At 54.5% G+C, this 23,843-nt stretch carries 28 protein-coding genes and 1 pseudogene; 11 read left to right on the top strand and 18 right to left on the bottom strand.

Annotated elements, in window-relative coordinates:
* Positions 1 to 160: 160 nt before the first annotated feature.
* Positions 161 to 949 carry an SDR family NAD(P)-dependent oxidoreductase gene (locus Poly21_RS00210; RefSeq protein WP_146404827.1) on the top strand — a complete coding sequence of 263 codons (789 nt, stop codon included), beginning with the start codon at positions 161 to 163 and terminating at the stop codon, positions 947 to 949.
* A 63-nt stretch (positions 950 to 1,012) separates the two neighbouring features.
* Here the strand turns inward: Poly21_RS00210 and Poly21_RS00205 are convergent, their stop codons facing one another.
* Genes Poly21_RS00205 through Poly21_RS00195 form a run of 3 tightly spaced genes read right to left on the bottom strand, consistent with a single transcriptional unit; the run spans position 1,013 to position 2,702 of the window.
* Positions 1,013 to 1,567 (bottom strand): sugar O-acetyltransferase, encoded by a 555-nt coding sequence (locus tag Poly21_RS00205; protein WP_302117007.1) that lies wholly within the window; start codon positions 1,565 to 1,567, stop codon positions 1,013 to 1,015.
* A 2-nt stretch (positions 1,568 to 1,569) separates the two neighbouring features.
* On the bottom strand, positions 1,570 to 1,899 hold the full coding sequence (locus Poly21_RS00200) for a DUF1801 domain-containing protein (protein WP_146404825.1): 330 nt from the start codon (positions 1,897 to 1,899) through the stop codon (positions 1,570 to 1,572).
* 11 nt (positions 1,900 to 1,910) lie between these two features.
* Entirely contained in the window at positions 1,911 to 2,702 is a 792-nt protein-coding gene (locus Poly21_RS00195; protein ID WP_146404822.1) for a tRNA-binding protein, read from the bottom strand.
* Between the two features lie 113 nt (positions 2,703 to 2,815).
* On the opposite strand from Poly21_RS00195, the gene Poly21_RS00190 reads away from it, so the two are divergent.
* The 8 genes from Poly21_RS00190 to Poly21_RS00155 all read left to right on the top strand — a co-directional run bounded on the left by Poly21_RS00190 (position 2,816) and on the right by Poly21_RS00155 (position 8,933).
* Positions 2,816 to 3,436, top strand: a complete 621-nt coding sequence (locus Poly21_RS00190) for a YdeI/OmpD-associated family protein (protein WP_146404819.1) — start codon at positions 2,816 to 2,818, stop codon at positions 3,434 to 3,436.
* Positions 3,437 to 3,517: 81 nt separating this feature from the next.
* On the top strand, positions 3,518 to 4,345 hold the full coding sequence (locus tag Poly21_RS00185; RefSeq protein WP_146404817.1) for a PhzF family phenazine biosynthesis protein: 828 nt from the start codon (positions 3,518 to 3,520) through the stop codon (positions 4,343 to 4,345).
* Positions 4,342 to 4,821, top strand: a complete 480-nt coding sequence (locus Poly21_RS00180; protein ID WP_146404814.1) for a GNAT family N-acetyltransferase — start codon at positions 4,342 to 4,344, stop codon at positions 4,819 to 4,821. Before Poly21_RS00185 ends, Poly21_RS00180 begins: the two co-directional genes overlap by 4 nt.
* 356 nt (positions 4,822 to 5,177) lie before the next feature.
* Positions 5,178 to 5,990: an ATP-grasp domain-containing protein gene (locus Poly21_RS00175; RefSeq protein WP_146404811.1), complete on the top strand. Its 813-nt coding sequence runs from the start codon at positions 5,178 to 5,180 to the stop codon at positions 5,988 to 5,990.
* On the top strand, positions 5,987 to 6,442 hold the full coding sequence (locus Poly21_RS00170) for a macro domain-containing protein (RefSeq protein ID WP_146404808.1): 456 nt from the start codon (positions 5,987 to 5,989) through the stop codon (positions 6,440 to 6,442). The genes Poly21_RS00175 and Poly21_RS00170 overlap by 4 nt, the downstream gene beginning before the upstream one ends.
* 41 nt (positions 6,443 to 6,483) lie before the next feature.
* The gene (locus Poly21_RS00165; RefSeq protein ID WP_146404805.1) at positions 6,484 to 7,731 is read left to right on the top strand and encodes an SUMF1/EgtB/PvdO family nonheme iron enzyme; all 1,248 of its coding nucleotides are present in this window, start codon (positions 6,484 to 6,486) and stop codon (positions 7,729 to 7,731) included.
* A 3-nt stretch (positions 7,732 to 7,734) separates the two neighbouring features.
* Positions 7,735 to 8,427 carry an alpha/beta fold hydrolase gene (locus Poly21_RS00160; RefSeq protein ID WP_146404802.1) on the top strand — a complete coding sequence of 231 codons (693 nt, stop codon included), beginning with the start codon at positions 7,735 to 7,737 and terminating at the stop codon, positions 8,425 to 8,427.
* Entirely contained in the window at positions 8,424 to 8,933 is a 510-nt protein-coding gene (locus tag Poly21_RS00155; protein WP_146404800.1) for a hypothetical protein, read from the top strand. Before Poly21_RS00160 ends, Poly21_RS00155 begins: the two co-directional genes overlap by 4 nt.
* 83 nt (positions 8,934 to 9,016) lie before the next feature.
* On the opposite strand, the gene Poly21_RS26870 is transcribed toward Poly21_RS00155, so the two are convergent.
* The 8 genes from Poly21_RS26870 to Poly21_RS26865 form a co-directional block, all read right to left on the bottom strand.
* Positions 9,017 to 9,532: a hypothetical protein gene (locus tag Poly21_RS26870; protein ID WP_302116996.1), complete on the bottom strand. Its 516-nt coding sequence runs from the start codon at positions 9,530 to 9,532 to the stop codon at positions 9,017 to 9,019.
* 27 nt (positions 9,533 to 9,559) lie between these two features.
* Positions 9,560 to 10,123, bottom strand: a complete 564-nt coding sequence (locus Poly21_RS00150) for a 3'-5' exonuclease (protein ID WP_146404797.1) — start codon at positions 10,121 to 10,123, stop codon at positions 9,560 to 9,562.
* A 30-nt stretch (positions 10,124 to 10,153) separates the two neighbouring features.
* On the bottom strand, positions 10,154 to 10,960 hold the full coding sequence (locus tag Poly21_RS00145) for a TIGR02452 family protein (protein WP_146404794.1): 807 nt from the start codon (positions 10,958 to 10,960) through the stop codon (positions 10,154 to 10,156).
* Between the two features lie 48 nt (positions 10,961 to 11,008).
* Complete coding sequence (locus Poly21_RS00140; protein WP_146404790.1) at positions 11,009 to 11,392, bottom strand: hypothetical protein; 384 nt, start codon at positions 11,390 to 11,392, stop codon at positions 11,009 to 11,011.
* Positions 11,392 to 12,306 (bottom strand): metal-dependent hydrolase, encoded by a 915-nt coding sequence (locus Poly21_RS00135; RefSeq protein ID WP_146404787.1) that lies wholly within the window; start codon positions 12,304 to 12,306, stop codon positions 11,392 to 11,394. The genes Poly21_RS00140 and Poly21_RS00135 overlap by 1 nt, the downstream gene beginning before the upstream one ends.
* Before the next feature lie 176 nt (positions 12,307 to 12,482).
* Positions 12,483 to 13,136 (bottom strand): AAA family ATPase, encoded by a 654-nt coding sequence (locus Poly21_RS00130; protein WP_146404784.1) that lies wholly within the window; start codon positions 13,134 to 13,136, stop codon positions 12,483 to 12,485.
* Between the two features lie 173 nt (positions 13,137 to 13,309).
* On the bottom strand, positions 13,310 to 14,068 hold the full coding sequence (locus Poly21_RS00125; RefSeq protein ID WP_146404781.1) for a hypothetical protein: 759 nt from the start codon (positions 14,066 to 14,068) through the stop codon (positions 13,310 to 13,312).
* A gap of 180 nt (positions 14,069 to 14,248) precedes the next feature.
* Positions 14,249 to 14,410, bottom strand: coding sequence for a hypothetical protein (locus Poly21_RS26865; RefSeq protein WP_302116991.1), 162 nt, complete (start codon positions 14,408 to 14,410; stop codon positions 14,249 to 14,251).
* Here Poly21_RS26865 and Poly21_RS28435 point away from each other — a divergent pair.
* Complete coding sequence (locus Poly21_RS28435) at positions 14,409 to 15,227, top strand: hypothetical protein (protein ID WP_302116989.1); 819 nt, start codon at positions 14,409 to 14,411, stop codon at positions 15,225 to 15,227. The genes Poly21_RS26865 and Poly21_RS28435 overlap by 2 nt on opposite strands.
* Here the strand turns inward: Poly21_RS28435 and Poly21_RS00110 are convergent.
* From Poly21_RS00110 to Poly21_RS26855, 6 genes are all read right to left on the bottom strand, one after another.
* Positions 15,173 to 15,643, bottom strand: a complete 471-nt coding sequence (locus Poly21_RS00110) for a rhodanese-like domain-containing protein (protein ID WP_146404775.1) — start codon at positions 15,641 to 15,643, stop codon at positions 15,173 to 15,175. The genes Poly21_RS28435 and Poly21_RS00110 overlap by 55 nt on opposite strands.
* A 3-nt stretch (positions 15,644 to 15,646) precedes the next feature.
* A complete protein-coding gene (locus Poly21_RS00105; protein WP_146404772.1) occupies positions 15,647 to 19,549 on the bottom strand; it encodes a patatin-like phospholipase family protein in 3,903 nt (1,300 codons plus the stop codon).
* Complete coding sequence (locus Poly21_RS00100) at positions 19,542 to 21,551, bottom strand: acyl-CoA dehydrogenase family protein (protein ID WP_146404769.1); 2,010 nt, start codon at positions 21,549 to 21,551, stop codon at positions 19,542 to 19,544. Before Poly21_RS00100 ends, Poly21_RS00105 begins: the two co-directional genes overlap by 8 nt.
* A gap of 61 nt (positions 21,552 to 21,612) precedes the next feature.
* The gene (locus tag Poly21_RS00095; protein ID WP_146404766.1) at positions 21,613 to 22,629 is read right to left on the bottom strand and encodes a reverse transcriptase family protein; all 1,017 of its coding nucleotides are present in this window, start codon (positions 22,627 to 22,629) and stop codon (positions 21,613 to 21,615) included.
* 12 nt (positions 22,630 to 22,641) lie between these two features.
* On the bottom strand, positions 22,642 to 22,923 hold the full coding sequence (locus tag Poly21_RS00090; protein WP_146404763.1) for a helix-turn-helix domain-containing protein: 282 nt from the start codon (positions 22,921 to 22,923) through the stop codon (positions 22,642 to 22,644).
* Between the two features lie 27 nt (positions 22,924 to 22,950).
* Positions 22,951 to 23,187 (bottom strand): hypothetical protein, encoded by a 237-nt coding sequence (locus tag Poly21_RS26855; protein WP_302116984.1) that lies wholly within the window; start codon positions 23,185 to 23,187, stop codon positions 22,951 to 22,953.
* Between the two features lie 382 nt (positions 23,188 to 23,569).
* Between Poly21_RS26855 and Poly21_RS28170 the strand changes: the two are divergent.
* Positions 23,570 to 23,638, top strand: a pseudogene (locus Poly21_RS28170) (SEC-C metal-binding domain-containing protein); the annotation flags it as partial.
* Here Poly21_RS28170 and Poly21_RS26850 read toward each other — a convergent pair.
* Positions 23,639 to 23,785: a hypothetical protein gene (locus Poly21_RS26850; protein ID WP_302116982.1), complete on the bottom strand. Its 147-nt coding sequence runs from the start codon at positions 23,783 to 23,785 to the stop codon at positions 23,639 to 23,641.
* Between the last annotated feature and the right edge of the window lie 58 nt (positions 23,786 to 23,843).

Raw genomic sequence — 23,843 nt, 5'->3', positions numbered from 1 at the left:
CTGCATAGGGTGGCATCAACGAATGAAGCTAGCGACCCGCTTTTTTGGTTGCGCGCAAGATCGTTCAAGATGCGACGTCGCCATTTCCATAAACTCAAGATGGTGCTGTCATCTGGTCATCAAACAAACTCATTAAAGACACAAATAGGACAAATATCCGATGGACCTGAAACTAAACAACAAAACTGCCTTGGTCACTGCATCGACGGGTGGCATCGGCCTGGCGATCGCGACTCGCTTGGCTGCCGAAGGGGCAACCACCATCATCAATGGTCGCAGCAATTCGAGCGTTGACAGAGCGATTAACACAATTCGCGAAAGCAATCCGAAGGCCGACCTAGTCGGACTGGTGTCCGACAACGGGACTGTCGAAGGTGTCGCTCAAACCATCGCCGAACATCCACAGCTTGATATCCTCGTCAACAACCTGGGCATTTTTGAGGCGGTCGATTTCTTCGACCTGACGGACGAAGCCTGGCAACACATTTTCGACATCAACGTGATGAGTGGCGTGCGTCTTGCCCGGCATTACCTCAAGCAAATGCTGGAGCAAAACACTGGACGTATCATATTCATCAGCAGCGAATCCGGCGTCGTGCCGGCTCCTGAAATGCCACACTACGCGATGACCAAAACAGCTCAGCTTGCCGTCTCGCGTAGTCTGGCTCAATTGACCAAAGGTAGCGCCGTTACCGTGAACACCGTGATGCCGGGTTCGACGTTGACCCCAGGCGTAAAGGAATTCGTCAGCAATCTGTTTCCGGATGAGCCATATGAATCGGCCGAAAAACGATTCATGGCAGACAATCGGCCGACCTCGTTGATTCAGAGATTGATCGAACCAGAAGAGATTGCCAACATGGTTGCGTTTGTTGCCAGCCCACTCGCATCGGCGATCAACGGAGCACCAATACGAGTCGACGGCGGACTTATTCCAACGATTGCTTGAATTTGTGTGAACGAAGAGTCCTGTCTCCATCTTAAGCCCATCATTGCAGCTGCTGGCTCGTCGTTAATCGAGTGCGCGAATCACTCGGCCAGGATTTCCAGCCACAACAACTCCGGCTGGCACGTCCTTCGTCACGACGCTGCCAGCACCGATGACGCTGCGATCACCGATCGTGATGCCGGGACAGATGACCGCCTTGCCGCCGATCCAAACATCGTTGCCGATCGTGACCGGCTTGCCGAATTCTTGAGTTCGCCGCTGCTCCGCGTCCAATGGATGCGTGGCGGCATAGATGTGAACGCCGGGAGCGAGAAAGACGTTGCTCCCGATCCGCACTTCGCAAACGTCCAAGATCACGCAATCGAAGTTGAAGTAGACCTTCTCACCAAAATAAATATTGGTCCCGTAGTCACAGCGAAAGGGTGGTTCCAGCCAAACGGAATTGCCGCCGCTGCCAAACAGCTCCTTCAAGATGCTGCGCCGTAGCTTTTCGTCGCGGGGTGCACTCGTGTTGATTGTATGACAACGCGTCCACGCAACCATTCGAGCCTCGGCCAACTCCGGATCATTCGGATCATAGAGCTCGCCGGCCAACATTTTCTCCTGTTCACTTGTCACGACTATTTAGCCCCAAGCTTCGATGCTGCTTTCACGAATCGCTTGACAATTTTTGCGTCAACATCGTCCAAGCTCCTGTACGTCAGGTGACGCCGGAACTTGCCGCCGCCTTCTGGCAAGCCGTCAGGATCGTCGAGTTCGCTTCCTTTGGCGAACGACAACTGAACGTGAGCCTTATACGGGAACACACCGCAGAACTGCCCTTCCTTCTCGTCGGGCTTCAATGTGTAAAGCGTCCCACCGTACTTGGCGACCTTGGTCGATCTCGGTACCGCCGCCATCACAAGCGAATCCAGTAGTTCAATCAGGTTCTGTTTTCCCGCATCAGTCATGGTGGTTCTCGCTAAGCCAATTTGGCTCCGTTAGGGATCGACTTGTCCGGGACCGCCAGGATGACCGATCCGTCGTCGCGATAGAATCCGACGATTAGAAACTCGGACATGAACGTACCGATCTGCTTCGGCGGAATATTCACGACACCGATGATTTGCCGTCCCACCAACTCGTCTTTGGTGTAATTCGCGGTGATCTGAGCACTCGTGCGTTTCGTGCCCAGCTCCGCCCCGAAATCAGCCGTGACCTTGTACGCTGGCTTGCGAGCCTTGGGGAGATTCTGGACTGCGGTGATCGTGCCCGCTCGCATGTCGAGGTTCTCAAACGCCTGCCATGGCGTAACGCCGGTTTGCATTCCCAACTCAGCAAGACACAAAGCGATCACTTCTTCCGCACGACGCTCTCGAGTCTCCACCATCTTCGCCGACGAGACGCGATGGCATTGAGCACGTCGTTTGCCCGCGGTCCACTTCTCCCAGGCCGACATCGCAGCATCGTTCGCTTCGAGTGCAAACTGCAGTTCCTTCGGCACAACGACGGCTTCGGAGTCCGCGATGTCGAAGCTGACACTTGCCGTATCGCCGGGCGAGATACCACACAGCTTTTGCAGTTTCTTCGACACCATGAAACACCACTTGCCCTTGTCGGGCATCAATCCGCATTCGATGCGAATGCCGTTGATCTCACCGTCGATCCGCAGTCGCTTCGACTTGCTGAAATCCAATTGCGAAACAACGTGCTTCGGCAAATACACCAGCGTCTCGGTGATCTTGACTTCAAAGTTGTAAGAATAGTCGCTCATGGTCGCCGTTGATGCCCTCTTTAAATGGTGTGGTGATAGTGTAATCTCAACGCAGGTCGAAATTGAGCCCTCGACGTTTTCGACCAACGCACTCCGCTACTGACACCATTGCTATGGCCAAAAAGAAAAGCAAATCGATTGTCGCGACGTCCACTGTCGCATCGCCGGACGGAAAGCCAGTCATCGCCTTTGCAACTCCAGTGCTTTTTAATCGCTGGCTCAACAAACATCACACCGAGCACGGTGGCGTGTGGATCCAGTTTTTCAAAGTCGCAAGCGGCCATCCAACGATCACGTACGCCCAGGCGCTCGACGTCGCTCTATGCTACGGATGGATCGACGGGCCGGTACGAAAAGGCGATGACGTTTGCTGGATTCACAAGTTCACGCCGCGCAGAAAACGTAGTGTCTGGTCCCAGGTCAACAAAGCCCACATCGAACGACTCACTCTTGAGGGGCTGATGAAACCAGCCGGTCACGCCGCAGTTGAGCTGGCGAAGGCCGACGGACGTTGGGACGCTGCCTACGCCTCGAGTTCGACGTTTGAAGAGTCCGCTGAGTTTCTTGCGGCTTTGAAAATGTCAAAGCCGGCCAGCAAGTTCTATGCAACGCTCACGAAAGCAAATCGTTACGCGTTTTACTACCGACTACACAACGCGAAGAAGCCCGAGACGAAAGCAAGAAAGATCGTCGAATTTATCGCCATGCTGGAACGAGGCGAAACGTTTCATTGATTGAACCCGGGAAGGCTGAGTTTGCTCCAATGCTGTGTGACGCCAGCGATCCACGGCAACGAAGCCTTTCGCGAGTACGAAATGAGTTCAAACACAGGTATTCCCATCTGGCAGATCGACGCGTTTGCGGACCGACCGTTTGCGGGTAATCCAGCGGCGGTGTGCATTCTCGACGGCTATCCCAGCGACGAGTGGATGCAGAACGTCGCAGCGGAAATGAACCTCTCGGAAACTTCCTTTATCGTTCCGACTCACGACTCCAATAGCTTTCATTTGCGATGGTTCACACCGGCGACCGAGGTTGACCTCTGCGGCCACGCTACTCTCGCCGCCGCACACACGTTGATCGAACAGAACCGAGTCGACAGCAGCTCGCCGATTCGCTTCCAAACTCGTAGCGGCGAATTGCCGTGCTCACATTCCGACTCACGCATCACGCTTAGTTTCCCGATTGTACCGGCGGCTGATGACGTCGATTCAAATACGAGTAATGCATTGGTCGCCGCACTTGGTATCGAGGAAGCAATCGTCCTACGGACCAAATTCGATCTCGTCGCCATTGTTAGCGCCCCCAGCATCGTTGAATCACTGCGCCCCGACTTCAATGCTCTCGCGAATATCGAAACACGAGGCACGATGACTACGGCTGTGAGCAACACTTCTGGTGTCGATTTCGTATCGCGATTTTTTGCACCTCGTTGCGGCATTGACGAAGACCCCGTTACTGGATCAGCTCATTGTTGCCTCGCACCGTACTGGGGCAAACGACTGAACAAGTCTACGCTCGTCGGCTATCAGTCTTCCTCGCGAGGCGGAACGGTCCACTGCGAAGTCGCCGGCGACCGAGTCTTGCTAACAGGCAGCGCGGTCACCGTTCTTGAAGGTCACTTGTTGGTCGATCCAAAATGAACTCGGCACTTCAAATTCGTAAATTTGTGTCGGCTGATGGTGATTCTTGTCACCAACTGTTTTATGACACCGTACGACGAGTCAATTGCCGTGACTACTCCACAGTGCAAGTTGACGCTTGGGCCGGAGCGGTCTTGGACGCCGAAACTTGGGTTCGCCGGTTTGATGGCAACTCCGCCTACGTTGTTGAGCGGGACGGAGCGATTGTCGGATTCACTGACATGACACCCGACGGTTACCTCGACCGTCTGTTTGTGTCCGCCGATCACCAGCGACAAGGCATCGCGACGATGTTGTTGCGCGCGATCAAATCTGCCGCAAAGAATGACAGCTTAACTCGCATCCACACGCAAGCCAGCATCACCGCGAAGCCGTTCTTTCTGTCGCGAGGATTCAAAATCGTCGCCGAACAAACGGTCGAGTGTCTCGGTGTCGAGTTGACGAACTTCGTCATGGAGTTGACGTTGAGAGATTAGATTTCCGCTCCGCACTCACGCCTGAACTGATCCAGGAAGGCTCGCATGCCCATCCATGCGTTCCCGCACACTCGTTTCGACAAGTTCAGCAATATCGGCGTCTCTATTCATCACTTGCATGGACTCAATCGGTCTTTTGCCACGGATTCTCACTGATCAAACACGGATTCGTCTCGCGATGATCGCAGCTTAAGAAAATCTTGTCCATCCGTGGCTACCCGATTGCCTCGTGAGCCTGCTTGGTGTGAATCAGATGATGTTGGGTTATATTGTTGAGGGTTTTGGCCGCATGAACCTTTGGTCCTTGAAGCCGGTCCGTGCTGTTGAATGAAAGAACTCTATTGGGCGCGAGACGAATGACTGCGGTGACTTGGATCCTCGAATCAGACGTTTTCCCCGACTCTCACGGGCAATTACGAGAGGTGATTGTGGCGGCTGGCCATCGGATCGTTGAGTCTCGTGCTGAATGGTGGCTGCATGAGCCGCCGGAGTTTGATCGGGAGACGCCGATTGTTTTTCATGGCTCGCTTGGCAATGCCGCGGTGATCGAGATGAAGGCGATTTGGTTTCCTGGTTCGTTTTGCCCGGTCAACGAATTCAGTTGCACGTCTTGGTATCCGCGGGCGAGTCGGTGGTTGTTGCATCGCCAGTGGCGGTGCTTGCCAGCGAACGAATTGATCGCGAATGCGGCCGATGTGGCCGCTGAGATTGGGTGCGATGAGCGCGTGTTTGTTCGGCCGGACAGTCCGCTCAAGCCGTTTAGCGGTCGAGTGCTGGATGTGAATTCGATTTCGCTCCAAACACTCGATCACGGGTTTTACTACGAGGACGAGACCCTGCCCGTGGTCATCGCACCCGTCGTCGACGCTGGCCGCGAGTGGCGGTTTGTCGTGGTTGAGGGGCGAGTGGTTGCCGGCAGTGGGTACGACGCGGACACGCGGCGTGCGGCCGACAGTGGTGGCGACGCTGAGGCTCGTGCTTTGGCCGATGAAGTGGCTTCGACAATGTTGCCACCTTGCCCTGTCTTTGTCTTGGACATCTGCCAAGTTGGCGATCAGTATCGTCTGGTCGAATTGAATCCGTTCGGTGGAGCGGACTTGTACGATTGTGACTCAGAAGCGATTGTTAAGGCGGTATCAAATTTTGCGATAAGGAATAGCGAACGGTGAAAAGCGTCGAAGGTGATCTTCTGGAATTTGCCGGCGAAGGACGCTTCGATGTCATCATTCATGGTTGCAATTGTTTCTGCACGATGGGAGCTGGCATCGCCAAGTCGATCCGCAATCAATTTCCGGCCGCATACGAGGCGGACTTGGCGACCCTCAAAGGCGACCGTGACAAGCTCGGGACGTATTCCTCTGCGAAGGTCATCGTCGGCGAGCATTCGTTCGACGTTGTGAACGCTTACACGCAGTTCCATTGGCGAAGTACCGGTGTGAAGGCGGACTATGAAGCGATCCGCGAAGTGTTCAAGAGCATCCAACGTGATTTCGCGGGCAGGCGAATTGGGTACCCGATGATCGGTGCCGGACTGGCTGGCGGGGATTGGGACACGATTTCTGAAATCATCTGCGAAGAACTCGTCGGCGAAAGCCATACAATGGTGGTCTTCAAGCCCTGATAGTGACTTCCCAGTTTGTTTCCGGAGCAGAGAGATCCATCGTGAATGCGTCGTCGGTTTGGTTGGAGCTGGAACAAGTTGAGGCACGGCTTTGCGTGGTGACGGCTGAGCAGATTGGAGTGGACCTCGATGAGGTCAAGCCTGAGAGCCGAATGATCGAAGACCTCAACTGTGACAGCCTCGATCTGATCGAGCTGATTATGGAAACCGAAGATGAATTCGGCATCACAATCCCAGACACACCGAAGACACCTGTCGGCAAACTGATCTTCGCGCGGCAGCCGTTCAGGATCCGCGACCTCGCGGAGTTCGCGTTTTTGAACCAGGGCACCGGCAAACCCGTTCGCAGTGGTTGGCGGAGAAAACCGATCGAGCTTCCGCCGGCAGCGGAATCCGGCTTCTCGCAACTCGGTGGACGCTTTGACTCCGATGATCTGCAGCGAATCGGACTGTACGAAAAGTTGGATGCGGACGGAGAGCGTCCGATGTTTCGCCGAGTCACAGACGGCATGGTTTGCGTGGAACTTCAGGAGGCCTCGGTATTGGTAGGAAGCGATGACGAGGATGCTCATGACGACGAGAGACCACGCCACGCGATCACGCTTTCACCGTTTCTGATTGACATCGAACCGGTGTCGGTCACCGCGTTCTGCCGTTTCCTCAATTCGATCGACCTTCAAAAGCACGACATCGAGATGTTGATCGCTATTGCCCCGAACGATGATCGCCAGGGCGACATGCAATTTGAACGGAGCGAACAAACATGGAAGCCTCAAGCGGGGACGGCGATGCAACCGGTTGTGATGGTTTCATGGTACGCCGCCGATGCTTACTCGCGTTGGGCAAACGGCCACGACTGGGCGGCGGATAGGTCGGAGCGTAGCTATCTGCCGACAGAAGCTCAGTGGGAATACGCCGCCGAGGGATCGTTCAATGACGAGGACAATGTCTACGCAGGGATTCACCAGCGCGGCGAGACGTACGAATCGGAAGGCTTGCTGATGCCGGCGGTGCAGCAAAACTACGGCCAATCGCGGTTTGGCCTCAGGCACATGAGCGGCACGATCTGGCATTGGTGCCGCGATTGGTTCTCGCCTGAATTCTATTCCAGCGAACCAGCCACCAAACTCGACCCGGTCGCCGAAGTTGAAACCGGACTACGAAGTGAGCGTGGCGGAAGTTGGGTGGGTCCGATTGAACTATGCCGGCCAAGTTACCGCCGAGGCCGAAACCCCAACGCCCGCGGCCGGTGCCTCGGGTTTCGGTGCGTCGGCGATATCCCAAGTTAATTCATGGCAATGTTCACGACTCCAGTCGATACGGCGACGTCACTCGTTCTTCTCTCCGGGCTTGCCGCGGACGCGCGCATCTTCACGCCGCAGAAGATTGCATTCCCGCAGATGCATTGCCCAGCTTGGCTGGAGCCGGAACGTTCCGAAACCATCAATGACTACGCCAGGCGTTTAGCGGAAACACTCGACGAAGGTCCGTGCATCATCGGCGGCGCATCGTTTGGCGGAATCGTCTCATTGCATCTGGCAGAACACACCGACGCCCGAGCCGTGATTCTGATCGGAAGTATCAAGTCGCCGTCACAACTGCCAATGTATGCCCGCTGTGCGCGACCGTTTCGGTTCTTGATCCCCTTCATTCCAATACGCCTTCTTCAATTTTTGGCTCGACCGATCGCGACGCGAGTCGTTAAGCGGCATGCGCCGTTCGCATACGGACTGGCTTGTCAGTTCCGCGACTCCAACCCGGCCGTCTTCAAATGGTCTTTGCGTCGCATCCTGGATTGGTCGGTCGCACCGACGGTGTCTTGCCCGATTTTCCATCTGCACGGCGACCGCGACTGGACACTCCCGTTGCGTTACACAGATCCAGACAAGATCGTCAAAGGCGGCGGGCACGTCATTTCCCTGACTCATCCTGGCGAAGTGAACTCTTACATCAAGGATGTCCTCCGCCAGGAGTCTCTCGAGTGAACGATGAGATGCAACCCGAGGAGAAGTCAACCCAGCCGGCGGAGTTCAGTGTCAAAGGGTTGCTCGCCTGCGTTGTGCTGTTTGCCATTGCCTTCGCGGGTGTTCGGTTTGCCCAAAAGGTGCTCGATGTTCCAAATGACGCATACGCCATGTCGGCTGCCGGCGATGTCTTGATCGACTACATCTCCGCGAACCAATCGACTTGGCCGGACTCATGGGAAACGCTTTCAGAATTCCACAACAGTTCCGGGGCAAAATCAACCATGGTCGGGCGGTTCGCCGAAATGCGATCACGAATCCACATCGACTTCACGTTTGATCCGAAATCTGTGATGTCCACCGTCAGCCCAAACGAAATTGTTCCACCGTTTCGTGTCGTCATGCTCAAAGATGGTGGCGACACGCATTGGTCAGGCATGGAGCCGAATCAACGCATCTTCGATTATCTCAAGCAACTCAAGGCAACTTCAGAAGTCGCTGCCAATAGCAGCGGACCAGATTCTTGAATCAACTTGAATCGTCTCCATCTGCGTGCAGGTCCCGGCATAGAAGAGAGCGATATTGTCGAGTGACAGCGTTGCTCACACAATCAGCGATCACATTTAGAATGAGATATCTTCATCTGCGATGTCGTTGAACCAATCGTCATCTCGGGAGATGAATGTTGCCTCGTCGAGTCACTGCCATCTCCACTATTGATCGCGAAGGTCATACCAAGCCTTGATACCGGGAAGTTCAAGGGTATCTTGTCGAACAGAATGTTCGGTCTGTCTCGTGGGGCATTTATCCATTCTGGGAGCTCGGCTTTTATCGGTTCGGTGAGAAGGACCTGTGGCCGAAAACTGATCGAATGAGCTTCCCTTGCAGCTTCCCAAAAACAATTGGCCACTGGGTTAATCTTCACGCAAGTATCTGGCACCCAGAGAATCGGAGTGTCGACCTCGGTCAAAACCATTTCTGCAACCTTTCCCCAGCCACCGGTGTCAGTCCCATAAGACATCCCGTAGGGAGTTGGTGGAGCAACTTCGGTTACTAACCCGAATCGGTTTGTGACTCCCCGATCGTTTGGAACTATCTCATCAAAGACTGGTTTTCTAAGTGCCATCGCATACTCGGGTTGGGGAAACAGAATTCATTCGCCGTCACTCCGGTTTGGCCGGAGCAGACGACAAAGCACGCCAGCGATATTCCAGGCATCGTCGTCGCCCCGGTGATGAGTCCCTTCCATCTCGATGCCGAGTCTCTGACACGCGGCGTCCAAGCCGACCTCGTGTGGAAGCCCTAGCGAAACAGCGAAGTGCGTTTTCACATTCAGGTGCGAGATCCCAAACGGATACCCGACATTTGCTGCGTGGCAACACCGCTCGAATTGACGTCGATCGTAATCGCCCCAACTGGCCAACAGACGATCCTTGGCTGCGAACTCCTTTTTCAGTTGGCGACACGCGTCGCCGAATGATCCTGCATCTGCGAACATTTCGGCTCGCAGTGTCGTGAGGTCACGACAGAACTCACTGATCGACGAGCGATCCGGCTTTACCAGAATACTGTGCTTGCTGGATCGCATGAGTGTTTCGACGTCGACGACGCACAGACCGATTTCGATGATCTCGCTCTCTTCGCCATCGGGTGGCGGTCCATCCCAACACGTCGATTCGACATCAACGACCAAGATTTGATCAAGCTTGCGTGCCATGACTTTTCTTTCCAATGCTGTTGAGCAACGTCAAGCGAACACTTCACAAAACGCGTCCAAATTTGCTTTGCTCTGCCGCCCTTTGCCAGGGATCGCAAATACGATTTCGTCGATGCCATCGCCGTCGGTCTCGATCGCGGCCTTGGCCGTCCGTGCCGCCATGGCCGGATCACCACCGAACGCGCCGCAGCCCCACGCTCCCAGCAGAAGACGTGTTACGTTCTGGTCCCTTGCGATCCGGAGCACGTTTCGCCAACGTCGAGCAAATGTGTTTTCAAGTTCGGCGGTCGCGTTCGGGCCCAATCGCAGGAATGGGCCGCTGTTGGGTGCCGGCGCGGTGATGACGGAAGCGACAAACGGTTCGGCAAGCAAATCGCCAGTGCCGCGAGTCTTGAAGAACGGAACCATTGGGCTGAAGATCGCGTGATCCGTGTACAGCAATGAAGTCTGGTTGCGATTGGCGTCGTAGTATTGCGAGCACGCAGCCAAGCAGGGATACAAACCGCTGCACCGACACAGGTCTTCCTCCTGAGCCTTGGCGCCGTTCAAGAAACCACCGCCCGGATTGCGAGCCGACGCGAAGTTCAGCAGAGCAACATGACCATCATTGGCCATTGACTGAGCCACCACCTGCGTCGTTCCATCAACGACGCGAATCGTCGGCGCTCCATCGCCCGCGGTCGCTTCGATCGAATCAAACTCATCGGGGCAATAGACACGGGTCTGGCTCAACGCACGCTGTTGCGCATCAGCGAACGAAACCGTCCGATCTCCGACCTCGTATGTGCCAGCCTCAATCAGGTCGAGCGTGTCTTTCGCAATTTGCTTCAATGCCATCGAATGTCCTCATCGCAAAAATTCTCCAATCTAAGACAAGAGAACGAATCAGTCCAAAAGGTTCGCTTCGTCTGCAATTGGCTTCTTCGATCCGATGCCGTGATAGGTCGGCAGTCGAATCGAATAGGTAATCACGGCCGCTGTGATTGGCAGCACCAGCCACAACGCATGCAGGATCGAGGCGTCGGCAACCAAGCAGCCTGTGGCAAGCACCAGAAACGCTCCCGCCCAAACAAGCTCCGGCTTCCGCGGGACTCGGAAGATGTTGCAGAACAGAAAGAAGTGTCCGAGCACGAATGGGAACAACCAAGCCACTTCCCCCAACTCACGAAGCCCCCAGATTGTCCCGGCAATGCAGACGACAATCGCCAAACCGTCAGTGAGCGAAAATCGAAATCCGTGAATCGGATGATGTTTCCAATTCAAGTTCATCAAACGTCCCAGGTCTTTCGCTGAATCACGCCACGGTTGTCGAGTTGACACGTCAGCTTGCCGAACTTTGTCCGGAAGTTTCGGATCCGCAGATCTCGGAAAGTGTAGGTCTCGCCTTCGGCATTACTGTCGATTTCGAGGCAAAAAAAGAACGCAGATAGAGATCGCATCACTTGCCATTCCCGGCATTGGGTAACCGTCTCGGGCACGTTCTCGTCCAAGATCGCAATGACTTCCCCTTCCGTCTCAAGACCAGACCTCGCATCAAGTGTAAATGTGTCTGCCAAGCCATTCTGTTGACGGCAGACCAAGAAACGAAAAGGCGACCACGTTGTCGGTATGATTGATATTGGCCCCCGTTGATTGCTCGCCGAATTCACTAATCTCTTCGCTCGGCCCGCGATGACGCTCCGCAGTCCGACATAGAGCATCAACGCCGTCACAAAAATGATTGACGACCAACGGAGCAGGTTCTTATCGGTCTGACACAGGCACTGCGCAACGAGAGTCACAAAGCACAAACCAACGATAAAAGCGTCAATAAAGAAGATCCAATCCAGTGCAAACCGTTTTTGTGAGAACGGCCACAGGCATTTCACGCCGTACGAGTTGGCGAGGTCCAGTCCGACATGCATCGCCATGCCGACTACCAATCCGATTGCAAGTTCTCCCCAAACCGGGATGCCCGCCATCAATAGACCGACGGCGACAGCCAACACTGTGGCGATGGCTCCGGCGGAATGAGTATAAGTTTGGTGGAAACGCAAAAATGCGTGCTTGCCCGCTACCCGAGACAACGCATCCAAATCCGGAGCGACGTTTCCCAGTACGAGACCGACAGCCAACGCCGGTTGCGTTTGAAACAGACCGGCTGCGGTTGCTGTTCCGATCAGAGCATGCGTCGCGATATCCATGCCGCTATTGTAACGACTCTCATCAACCGCAAGTCGATTCGCTTCATCCTGCGAACGCAGATAACGCCAATCGTGTCATGCTGCATTCGAGTAAACCGCAAAGCTATCCGAATCAACAATGACAAATACACCACTGATCTATTCCCCCGGCACGCAAGTCGTCGCTCAGAAGGACGTCATGGCTGCGAACGACCGGATTGCGCATCCGGCCGGTGCGGTTGGTAACTCATGATGATTGGCGAGTGTGTCGCGATGATGAGTTGCGAGTCTTGGCTGACGATGCTATCGAGCAGTACCAAGAATTCTAATTGCCTCTGTGGCGACAACGCTGCCTCGGGCTCATCGAGAAAGTACAACCCCTGGCCGAAGCGGTTTTCAACCAGCTTCATGAACGCTTCCCCGTGCGACTGTTCGTGCAGCGACTTGTCGCCATAGCTGCCGCCCACGCCCAGATGTTCAATCTCAGTCGCGACATTGAACAGGCTCTCCGCTCGCACGAACCAAGCGTCCGGAACCAATGCGTGATAGCGGCGGAACTTCAACGCTTTATGCAACTCCGAATGGCTCTCGCGCGTCGCAAACATCATGTTCCGGCTGCCGCCCTCGGCGTTCAGCCCGTTGGCGATCGCGATCGCTTCAAGCATCGTCGACTTGCCCGATCCGTTCTCGCCAACGAAGAACGTGACTTTCGGATGCAAGTCGAGTTTGCGAAACGACTTTGTCGACGGCAGATTGAACGCATAATGCGTCGGGTCGTAGATCCGGGAAGGATCCAAGAAAACCGATTCTATGAACGGCCCCGGCGTGACGCCTCGTTTGAGTGTTCTCATTTCGCGTCCTCTGAGCCTGGCTGAAACTCTTCCGTTGAAGTCGCCACCGCCGTCATGCGGACACTCCTTTTCATCGTTTGTGATATGGCGTGGCGACACCCGCGGTCGGTGCCTCGGCTTTCACTGTATCAGCAAGTTGACTTCGGGCCGAAAGAACGCCACGAGAAACTCGTTCAGTCGTCATCATCTAAATGCGGTTTGTCGTATCCTCGGCGTCGAACCGCTGACGTGGACGCAAACTCGTTCAGCTCATTCACGTTCACTGCATCTGGTGTTCCTTTTGGCACAGACGCAATCATCGTCGAATTGATCACGCGTCGCTCGTCTTCGTTCGGCGTCAGAATCGTTGCCGTGTGGAGCGTTCCCTGCCATGCCGGCTCCGACGAAGAGTAGGCGGCTGATGAGTTGTTGATGCAAATGATCTGATAGCTCGTCTTTGAAAAGCAAGGCACGCGAGTGGCGTACGGTTCCAGGATTTCAAAGCCGGATTGGAACATCGGGTTGTGTTTGACCAGCAGTGCCTTGGGCGTGAGTCCAAGATCAAACGCACATTTGGCGTAGTCGGTGATTTCAAGTTCAGAGTCGACTGCAGATGGCTCGTAGCCCAACATCAAAAAACATTCGTCTGGTCCACCATCCAGGTGAGGGCGAGTCGATTCTTGTTGATCGAAACGTGCGGCGGACAAATGCACAAGCGTTTTGCCCGTCTTTACTTCGTGGATCGCACCCATCTCCCGTTTAAGTTCCAACATCAATTCACGAAATACGATAGAGTCGATCCCCGATCCAACTTCAACAACGCAGAATCCAGGTTGCGAAAAATCAGTGCGACACGTTCTCTCGTAAATCGACTCGGCAAGCGATCGAGAATCCACTTGGTCTGGCTTCAAGAAAATCGAGGCAGGCGACCATGTGCAAATTTCAGATTTCATGGGAAGTGTCGCCACACATAAGCCGGGAGAGGGAACAAAAAATCAACAACGTCAGAATCAAAATCGACTGATTGTGCAGTGGAACGTCGACCAATCACGGGCCTTCGTCGAGCCAGAAGCGACGGGTCGCACCCGATTCATTGGATTGCCAGCAGAGACCGGAGTCAACATCAAGGCAAGTCAGCCAACCTCGCCCGCACGCCCACCGAGCGTGATGATGCGATCATTCGGTGCGAGCGCGGCAAACGTCGCCAGTGTGTCCAACGACCGGTAACAACCGTGAATGTCACCAATCGCAAGCGTTCGCACCATTTTGAAACAGTCCGTTTGTGTTTGATTCATGAGTCGCTTGAATCGTGGTGAAAGCAACCGCGAGAGTCAAGTCAATTTGATGAGACATCAAAAGCGACGGGAAGGATCGCGTCGATCGAACAAGAAATCAACTTTGCGGGAACAAACACGGTACCTTGGGGAGAAATCCAAACGAAACCAGATTTTCACGACGGGCAAAAAGCGAATGGGACGACTTCAGGATGTGGGCGAGACGGACGGTTGGCGATGTTGGTTGTGCGACGAACCGGTCAATCCGAACATGTCGTCCAACGATCCTCGCGGAGCGAGCTTGGACGGTCGGATCAGCAAGGGTCGCGCGAAGAAACGCAAGCAAGACAAAAGCGACTTGCCCACCAAGCGATTGACGCACAAAAGCTGCAACACCGGCAAAGGTGCCAACGATCCCGTGGTGCCCTGGCCCGACCTTCTGATCGTCGTCGACCCGGCCCCGAGTCACAAAACTTCCGAACAATCCGCACCCCATTCGCCGCCGCCCAACGCCGAACAAAATTTCGTTGCACTTCAACCGATCGCCCCTCGTCATCCAACGAGGACCGAAAGTAAGCCACCGCCCGAGTCCCCACCGACTCCACCGCCTGCACCGATCCCAAATTCAATTCATCAACCACGAGAACAACTCCCTCGCAAAGCCAAGATCACGTCGCCAACCCAACGCCAACGAACACAACCCAACAGTTACGAGAGCACCCCTGCAGTCATCAAGCGGCGATGTCACGTTTGCAACGTGATGTCAAGTGTTTCACACCGTGGTCAAATCTTCACGTCGTACTCATCCGGCACGTGGAAGATTCGCCAGTACGGATGAACCTCGTTGGTGGGTTGGCCGTCAGGAGATTCGAGTGGCAAACCAACTCGGCACCAACCCAGAATGCTGTCGCGATAGTTCGATGCATTAACGCCGCTGGCCACCAACTTCCGAGCGAACAAATAACTGCGTCCGCCCACCGTGCAATAAGCCACAACCCGTCGGCCAGCAAACTCCTCCACACCTTCTTCGTATTCATGCTGTGTGATGGCCCCCGGAATTCGGGACACCGCAAGTTCCGAATCGCTGCGAACATCAACCAGCACTGGTGTTGACTTTTCCGACTTCATCGCACTCTCAAGATCGAGAGTCGAGATCGTCTCCACCTTCGACCGTCCAAAGACGCGACGCAAAGCCTCAATCGCTCCGAAGCTACGGTCGCAAACTCGAATGATCAGATCACCAAGTGATTCCACGGTTCACTCGTCGGAAATTGCCGCTGGGTCAGGACATAGAACATCCAGCTTATTTATTAAGGACGTAAACGAAATCGACTTTGCGTCTTCGCTTCGTTCAATAGGACCGATAGCGGCAAGAGCCGATTCCGCGATGTGCTTGCCAAGTTCTCGATAGGCTTCAAACTGCGAGGGATCGAAGAACTGATCGGCAGTCGACTCATGCGGAAACGCTTCATGTTGGCGATCGTAGCCACGAACGTCTGCCGGCTCATCGTCATTCACACTCGACTTTAAGTACAGCACAAAGGCGGGTCGGCTATCGCCGGGATATTGAATTCGTCCCAAAGCATGGTGTGGACGTTTGGAATGGCTCGAAGCCGCGGATTGGCTCCAAAGGTGAATGCTCTCCGGAACCCACTGGATCGTTGTGTTCAACCTTGCTCGCGCCGCTTGAATGGCAAACGTCAAGCTAGGGAACTCCAAATCAGGATCGGCTTCACCGTCACCCACCACGATGAACCGGCATCGCCGACGGAGCAATTCGTAGAAGCCTAGATTCTCCACATGCCCTCCATCAGAAAGATTAATCCACGTATCGTCTTGGCTGAGCCAACTGGTCATTTCTTTCAAGTAGTGAGTCGGTCGAGTGATCCAGCGATAGCCAGTAACCCAAGGATCGAAGCCATTTTCAAACGATGGCGACTCACGGTCGTTCGCGTTCCCAATTGGTCGAAGTGCTTCTTGACTGGATCTTGCCCGCATTGACGTGCTTACGCTTGATCCGAAATAACCGCCTCCAGACACTGTCGAAAGAAGATCGAACAACGGGAAAATTTCGGCCGCATGAAGAGCCTGGGCGATACCAAGGTTGATTGCAGCCGACCGGATTCCGCCTCCCGAGCAAGCGAGACCGCATAGAGACCCTTCAACGTCGGTGACTCCGTCGAACGATTCTTGTCCAGCCGGATCCAGATTCTTCCGGCGATCTTTGATCTTACTAATTTCGAGTACCCGAACATCAGTGAGATCGAGCAATTTGCGATTCTTCAGTTTGCCGTTCTCTGATAAATCCTGAACCACCTTGCGAGGGTTCGGAAGCCAATATCCCAGTCGTAAATTGGCGAATGTCATCAAAAATACAAGTAGCGAGTTGGTGTTCCGTCCCATGTTGGGCGACGCAGCGCCAGCCGAGATCGCCATCGCAGTACCAACGCTCAGGCTGGGGCAGGCTTCCTCAAGGACTTCAATCGGAACATACCCGGTTCGATCACTTCCCGCGTAGACAGCGTTGAACGTGAAGAAGTCGCTCTTCTCGGCACGAATTTCCAGGTCAGGGCTTCCTTGCAGATTTACAGCACAGTTGATGAGTTGGAAAGGCGCGACTGATCCGCTGGAATAGTTTCCGAGCTCGCTTAGTCGCACATCGAACGCGGGCGAAACTTGCCCATTACAGTCGATGTCGAAAAGGAAAGCTCGGGACAAGCGGTCGCGGTAAAATCCGTGAGCGGATGTGCGATTGATGTCGATGTAGAGCCAAGCGACAATCAGAAGGAGCGTAGCGGTGACGAGTATAAAAATGCCTTTCGACCAGAACGCTCGCTCAAACACTCGTTCTTTCATTCCGCTGAGTCCTTGCAGGTTTCCGAACTCGCCGAGAACAATCCGCCGGAGAATGGGTTCTGACTTGTCAATGTTCGTGAATCGGATCGCCGCAAGACGCTTAAGTGATCGGTCGCTCATTTGTTCGCCGGCCTTGACGCGATATACGCCAAGCGGATCCATTCCCTCCGGCACAGATTCAATAACGATTGAAGGGTTAAACAATTCAGCAAGAGCAATCCGTGCCGCTACTCCCGTCACATCCTGGTCATTCACTGCCTGGTAAAGGAGAACGTCAAAGCATGAAACTCGAAACGCGTCCGAAGTTCCCAACTTTAGTCGGCTACAGAATGCTGAAAGTTCTTTCTCTACGTCGCCACCGCGTTGGGTAGACCATGGTCGTTTCAAGAATTGGCCCAGTGATTTGGTCGCTACGGACACGTCGCCGGGCAAAGAGGCGTTCGCCCCTGCTATGCCAGCATTCGGAATGTGTCGATGAATGACATCTTTTTGATCCAGCAACTGCATGCATTGTTCAGTGGTGAAGGCAGAAGCTACTTGCCTTCGTTTTGCTTCTTCAACGACATCACCAGCCTTTCCAATGCTGAACCCGCTGACTCCTGACAACTGTTTCGCGGTGTCAGTGGCCCACAGATCAACATCAGTGGATGCAGCTAGACATGTCAACCACATCTCTTCACCCCAAGCTGAATCGAATTCCGAACGCTGCAAGTTCTCAAGGAGAAACGGCCCGCTAAGGTTGACGTCGAGCGCCCCCTTTTCTTCCGATTCACTTGTAGGCTTTCGCCCTGTTCGCTCCAGGAATGTAGTGCTCAAACGCTCGGGAAGTCTACGCAGAGTGATTGCTTGATAGTCACGTTGCATCGCATCTGTATCGGAGGTGACGGCATGCAACTCATCGAGAGTGAGGGTTGCCAATTCCTCTCGCCGTTCTGCCGTAATGGCCAACTTGGATCGCAAGCACTCCGCCAAGATAGCGTTATTCGGCGAACGCGATTCCGCCTCCCCTTCGACAAGAGTCTTTTTGCGTTCAGCTTGGACGATCGTTCGGAAGGCTTCATCAGCGCCGAGATGAAGCAGCCTGAGCTTGCTGACTGAATCAAGAGAATCAATCCGCTCACCGGCTTCAATGAAATCGGACGCAGCCAGGAAATACTCAGCGTCTGCGTCGCGGTCATCGAGCCAATTCAGCCAGGAACTAGGCCGCAGAAAAGAGAAGAGCGGAGATTCGCTGAGAACGACGCCGTGCGTCGTGAACCGTACCTTTCCAAATGAGTTTAGGAGTTCGTACTTGTCCACCAATTCCTGGAAAGCTGGTGTGTCGGCGAGTTTCTTCTCCTTTGGAACCTTCACGCTAGCCAACCGACTGAGCGGACGTGTGACTTCGCCTACGAACTCAGAAACAATCGCTGATTGATTTCCCGACCTGTGAGCAGCGAACGCCAAGAATCCAATTGCGATTGCAAAGCCCGTGGTCACCGCGAAACCAAACCTCTTGTTTGTTGTCGGCATCGCCTTGGTCGAGCGAATGCGAAGGGCGATAAATAGCGAAACTGTAAACGCAATCACGCAAATGAAAGTCAGCCAAGCGTACATTGATCTGGTCGGAATGATGCCATAAACCAGGTAGTTCGCAACACCGAGCAGCAGTAGGTAAGGGATCGAGAGACTGGTCAACCCGACGATTGCGACAGCATACGAAGCTTTCGTTGACTCAAACCGATCAAGAAACCGACTCGCCGTGCCAACTAGTGTTGCAATGCCAACGATGAGTGCAGAAACATTTGGCCAGTTTAGTTGTAGTGAGCCCTGGTTTTGGCGGGCGAACTCAATCAAACGGGGTGTCACGTCAATTGAGATGCCGACGAACAATGCAAGAATCGCCCAGGCAATCAATTGCTCTCTACCCAAGCGAGCTAGGCTCCCGTCTCGGTTGTGATCGCCCGCCAACCGCTGCGAGATGGCGCGGATCAGGGAGTATGGACCGTTAGCTAGAAATACTGCGATCGCCAACACAAAAAGCAATGATGCGAAGCCGGTAGCGGCAAACGGATGGTTTAATAGCCAGTGATGAAAGAACGCCGGAATCATCGCAGCAACGAGGATCACGGGAGCCAACACTACGAGGTTCAGTAGAATTCCACGAATGTAGACCCCGGCAACTTGCAGGTAGTTCAGGAAACCGCCAACCGTTAGGTAGCTGGAATGGTTTCGCACCCAGGTGGTCGCAGGCGATTCTTTCTCGCCCTTGCTGACCGGATATGGAAATAGGTCCGGCGAGTCATGCTGTTCGCTTTCAATCATTTGACGCCGCCGGGCTAGCTTTCACTGGTGAGATTGGTTCCGATTGAGTTTTCCTCATTGGCGATCGAACTCCATAAACAGACATTGTCCAGAGGTCGGAGCCGTATGCTTTGCTGACGACTGACATTCGCATCACATCGGTCGTGCCGTCGGCGATTCGCAAACCCATCAGGTCGCGAACTCGGTCGCCCAGGTCGACATCTCGGCTGTAGCCCATCGCGCCGTGAGCACGCATGGCAGCATCGCACGCCGACAACGCGATCTCGACACCCTCAGCTTTCAGACCATTGACCAGCGGTGTGGCCGCTTCGTACTGGCCTTCGTCGATTAGCTTTGCCGCCTCCCGAGCAAGCGCCATCGCCATCCGCAGTTTGGTGTGATACTCGCCGAGTGGTTGTTGGAGATGACTGAAACGACCAATCGGGGCACCAAATGCTTCTCGTGATTTGAGTCGCTCGGCCATCTGTTCTAGCGCGGCTTCCCCGCACCCGATCGCGGCGGCGGCCTGCATCAGTCGCCAATACTGAAAGTGTTCGGTGAATATCTTTCCGCCTTGACCGTCTTCGCCAAGTAAGTGATCGCGGCTGACGAACATTTCCTCAAATTCAAGGCCACCGAACGAGTTGCCCGTGAGTCCGTGGGCGTAGCGATCGATAACCTTTAAGCCTGGGTGGTCAATTGGAATGAGGAATACCGACTGTTCTCCCTTCTCGGCGTCGGCCGCTAACGTGTAGAGCACCACGTGCGTTGCCTGTCGTAATCGGGCGTTCCACAGTTTTTTGCCGGTCAGCTTGAAGCCACCTTCGTAGCGAACCGCCTTGCTTTGCATTTCTTTGGGATTCGATCCCGCCATAGGTTCGGTAATCGAAACGGCGATGTAGGCTTCGCCCGCAACGATCTTGCCCAACACATCACTGGCCAGCGACGATGAAGCTTTCACAAGCGACCGACCGTGCGCACCGCCGACGACATCCCGCAGATTCAGATTGATCCGACCCGCATGACGGAACAATTCAAGAGCTTCGGTAACGGAATACTCCCCGCCACCAATACTGGCTGGTAAATCGACGCCTGGCAGCCCGAACCAAGCACCTTCCTTTCTCCACGCGACCGGCGACAAAAATTGGTCCGTGTTCCGCAACCGCGCTGACAGTTCGTCAATCTTCGCCTTCATCGATTCAACTCGCGAATTGCTGTCCCGAGACTCGTTGCTTTCCTCGGACAACAAACGCACCGAAAAGATCGTGTTCAATTCATAGGTTTGGCCGGATTTATCCAAGCCATTTGGTACTTGGAAGAACACTTGGCGTTTGGTTGCCGATGGCACGCCGCGATACGCCACATCGAAGATTCGTTTCTTCAGAGGTTTTCCTGGGTCAATGAAGCTTAAACGCCCATCCTTGTTCGTCTTCAGCAAAACAAAGTGGCGTCCTCGAACCGTCCCATCGGCCGTCGTCACGGTGTACGCGAGGATCTTCAACTCGCCTGGTGCCGTGGAAAGGTCCGGGCCATTAGTCTCTGACCATTTTGGTCCCAACGCCGCATGAGGGCTGTTCGGTGCCGACACAGTCGATATCGCCACGGGCAATTCCTCCATGTCCACGCATAGGTGAGCCAGCAAAATCACCATACGATCGTTACTGATCCGCCCGAGCAGCAACTCCGGCTTATCCTGAAACACACGCAGCGCCGTTCGATGCGGATGTGAATCAGCGGGCAGACCGGCCATGACCCGCACTCCCTGGGAAGCGATCAGCGCCGCCGAAATCGGACACGCCCCGCCGCCCTTGCAGTCGATCAACTGGTCAAGTTCACCCTGAGCCACCACGATCGGCGACTCTTCGGAATGATCTTGCTGGATTTGGTCCAGAGCTTCGCCCGGTTCTAGGAACACGCATTGTTGTTCAAGCTGGGTTGTCGCTTCCTGAGTGCCTTGCGGCGTCCCGATCGCTGGCGAGACCAATGCCAATCCGATGAAACAGAGGCTCGACCGAATATACATAGAAGCATCTTTCGTTTTTGAATGTGAAATTATTGGCGACAATCGACAAGTACCGCCTATATCAAATGGATGCGGTGTCACGCTCGCCAAATACTGGCTTTGCCGCAATTAGTCCGCTCTGACTTGCCGCCACGCGATAGCGTCGCCATGGGATCTGGCGGAACAACCGAACCAGTGGTTTCGCGCGTCCAGGATTGATCCACCGGACAAATTGGACGCGTCCCCAGAGCTGCTCTTTCGTGAAGAAAAGCCCGGTGTGCGTTCCGCCGCGAGCGAATAACAACGCACGGCCGAGATCACTTTCCAACTCGTCAGCATAAATCGGTGTGATAGAAAGTCGACCACGATGGATACGAATGCCAGTGATGGCGCAGCCCTCATCCACGCGGATAAAGCGATCCTTCGATGCTCGAACCTTGAACCCCGATTGGCGGAGGATCGTTCGTATCGTTGCGTCAATTCCCGAACCTTGCAGGCTGTGCTTCGACGAGATGCAAATGTCGTCGACATATCGGCTGTAGACAAGTCCGAGTCGATCGCACGCCACCGCAATTCGCCGATCGACGGGCTTGATGATGGCTTCCGCCAAAATCGGGCTCGTGATCAACCCCAGTGCCAGGTGATAGTCGAGAGTCGTAAGGCTGGTCAGCAATCGAGCGACTGACGGGTGGCATCCATTCGATCCAAAAAAGTCGTTGATTCGACTGCTGTGAATGGAGGGGTAGAAGTTGGCGATGTCCGTCAGATAGACAAAGCGGCTGCGTGCATGCTGCCCGGCATTCGTTTTGATACTTCGACCTCGAACGCCACCGTGGCTGTAGGGAGTCGGCTCTATCGCCTTCGACAAGAGTCGTTGATGAAGACGTCGCTGAGCCAATCGAAGATCTCCGCGAACCGAGATGATGTCTCTTGGTTTCTTCGCGGGCCGGGGATCGAAAAGCGTAAACTCGCGAATGTAGTTCGCACGCCCTTCAGCAGTGCGAAGTTCTTCGGCCAGTCGAAGCATCCAAGATTCGTCTAAGCCCAGACGACCAGCGACCTGTCGGGTGCGGTGCAAATTGAACAATTTCGCATCCATGCTGATTCAACCTCAATCGAATTCCTGGGACCAAGCGTTTCGCAACTCTGCTGCGGCTTCACGAACCGCTTTTGGCAGCGCCGTCATGTCGGGATCCTCGCACCAATCCATAACGTACAAGTCGACGTTCGCAACTTCACGGTACTTCTCGATCAAATTGGGTGATGGCATCGCGTGATCGTTCTCAATTTTGCTGAGCTGAACGATCGAAATACCGAGCTCTCTAGCCATCTTGGCTTGCGAAAGCCCAAGCTTGGACCGAACTTTACGGGCTGTTTTTCCTAGTCGTCGCATTGGTTCTCTAATGATTTTGGGAGGTCGCTAACTTTGCTCATCGTTTCGCATATCGTGGATCGCTTGGAATGTGGCTGCCTGGGCACCATTAAGGTCCGGAGGCGACCGTTTCAAACAAGCCAACGCTTCACGACGAAGGTCCGCAAGCGACCTCCCACTCATTCCTGCCAGTTCACTCGGGTCGGGGAGCGAGTGCCAGAAACTGACAATCGCATTCAACTTTCGTTCCCTGCAGGACACAACTTCACGGCGTTTACCGCTCATAACAATTCTCCGTGAGGAGGAATGTAAGACCCTTCCGCCGGCAACGTACCGGGTTCCAAATCTCAGGAATCATCCGACGACTTGAAGTCAATGACATCAGTCGCATCACGGTGACACGTCACATCAGAGGGAGGTCGTCCCAGATATGACGGGCCAATAGGCAGCATGGCAACCGCCACACCGGAGTAGCCCCCGCAGAGCAAGCCCCGCGAAGGAAGGCCGAGCGAAAAGTAATCGCGAGGCCTGCTGGAGAATTCTTGTGTCCTGCGGTATGTTTAACTCGGAGTTTAATGCCGCACAAGTCCCCCAGTGAACTTTCCTGAAGATTTTTGGTCTGTTTCGTTAGCGACTGCATCTCGTCACGCCCATCTTGCCAACGATCATGAAACCCGGCCGAAACGACCCATGTCCATGTAGAAGCGGAAAGAAATACAAACAGTGCTGCATGCGATCAGAGCGAGCTAAATCGCATCCAAGTTTCGCGCATGCTGGGATATTTCCCGGCATTGAGATACCAACCAACTTCGAGCCGGGTGAGGACGACCGGCGTCGCGTTGCGAAAATTTTCAAGGAAGCCGTCGCCGCCGAGTCGAAGCATGGTTGTCTCGCCCCAGTCGGTTGCAGCTCAACCTGCGGGAAACCGGCGATCAAATCCC

The sequence above is a fragment of the Allorhodopirellula heiligendammensis genome (assembly GCF_007860105.1).
In the GTDB taxonomy this organism is placed as follows: domain Bacteria; phylum Planctomycetota; class Planctomycetia; order Pirellulales; family Pirellulaceae; genus Rhodopirellula; species Rhodopirellula heiligendammensis.
Note: the sequence above shows the minus strand (reverse complement) of the source record. Positions and strands in the feature narration are given on the sequence as shown.

Bases quoted from the DNA above. Each gene is read 5' to 3' on its own strand.
- Poly21_RS00210 (WP_146404827.1), top strand. From the start codon at position 161: ATGGACCTGAAACTAAACAACAAAACTGCCTTGGTCACTGCATCGACG.
- Poly21_RS00200 (WP_146404825.1), bottom strand. From the start codon at position 1,899: ATGACTGATGCGGGAAAACAGAACCTGATTGAACTACTGGATTCGCTT.
- Poly21_RS00195 (WP_146404822.1), bottom strand. From the start codon at position 2,702: ATGAGCGACTATTCTTACAACTTTGAAGTCAAGATCACCGAGACGCTG.
- Poly21_RS00190 (WP_146404819.1), top strand. From the start codon at position 2,816: ATGGCCAAAAAGAAAAGCAAATCGATTGTCGCGACGTCCACTGTCGCA.
- Poly21_RS00185 (WP_146404817.1), top strand. From the start codon at position 3,518: ATGAGTTCAAACACAGGTATTCCCATCTGGCAGATCGACGCGTTTGCG.
- Poly21_RS00180 (WP_146404814.1), top strand. From the start codon at position 4,342: ATGAACTCGGCACTTCAAATTCGTAAATTTGTGTCGGCTGATGGTGAT.
- Poly21_RS00175 (WP_146404811.1), top strand. From the start codon at position 5,178: ATGACTGCGGTGACTTGGATCCTCGAATCAGACGTTTTCCCCGACTCT.
- Poly21_RS00160 (WP_146404802.1), top strand. From the start codon at position 7,735: ATGGCAATGTTCACGACTCCAGTCGATACGGCGACGTCACTCGTTCTT.
- Poly21_RS26870 (WP_302116996.1), bottom strand. From the start codon at position 9,532: ATGGCACTTAGAAAACCAGTCTTTGATGAGATAGTTCCAAACGATCGG.
- Poly21_RS00150 (WP_146404797.1), bottom strand. From the start codon at position 10,123: ATGGCACGCAAGCTTGATCAAATCTTGGTCGTTGATGTCGAATCGACG.
- Poly21_RS00145 (WP_146404794.1), bottom strand. From the start codon at position 10,960: ATGGCATTGAAGCAAATTGCGAAAGACACGCTCGACCTGATTGAGGCT.
- Poly21_RS00140 (WP_146404790.1), bottom strand. From the start codon at position 11,392: ATGAACTTGAATTGGAAACATCATCCGATTCACGGATTTCGATTTTCG.
- Poly21_RS00135 (WP_146404787.1), bottom strand. From the start codon at position 12,306: ATGGATATCGCGACGCATGCTCTGATCGGAACAGCAACCGCAGCCGGT.
- Poly21_RS00130 (WP_146404784.1), bottom strand. From the start codon at position 13,136: ATGAGAACACTCAAACGAGGCGTCACGCCGGGGCCGTTCATAGAATCG.
- Poly21_RS00125 (WP_146404781.1), bottom strand. From the start codon at position 14,068: ATGAAATCTGAAATTTGCACATGGTCGCCTGCCTCGATTTTCTTGAAG.
- Poly21_RS28435 (WP_302116989.1), top strand. From the start codon at position 14,409: ATGAGTCGCTTGAATCGTGGTGAAAGCAACCGCGAGAGTCAAGTCAAT.
- Poly21_RS26865 (WP_302116991.1), bottom strand. From the start codon at position 14,410: ATGAATCAAACACAAACGGACTGTTTCAAAATGGTGCGAACGCTTGCG.
- Poly21_RS00105 (WP_146404772.1), bottom strand. From the start codon at position 19,549: ATGATTGAAAGCGAACAGCATGACTCGCCGGACCTATTTCCATATCCG.
- Poly21_RS00100 (WP_146404769.1), bottom strand. From the start codon at position 21,551: ATGTATATTCGGTCGAGCCTCTGTTTCATCGGATTGGCATTGGTCTCG.
- Poly21_RS00095 (WP_146404766.1), bottom strand. From the start codon at position 22,629: ATGGATGCGAAATTGTTCAATTTGCACCGCACCCGACAGGTCGCTGGT.
- Poly21_RS00090 (WP_146404763.1), bottom strand. From the start codon at position 22,923: ATGCGACGACTAGGAAAAACAGCCCGTAAAGTTCGGTCCAAGCTTGGG.
- Poly21_RS26855 (WP_302116984.1), bottom strand. From the start codon at position 23,187: ATGAGCGGTAAACGCCGTGAAGTTGTGTCCTGCAGGGAACGAAAGTTG.
- Poly21_RS26850 (WP_302116982.1), bottom strand. From the start codon at position 23,785: ATGCTTCGACTCGGCGGCGACGGCTTCCTTGAAAATTTTCGCAACGCG.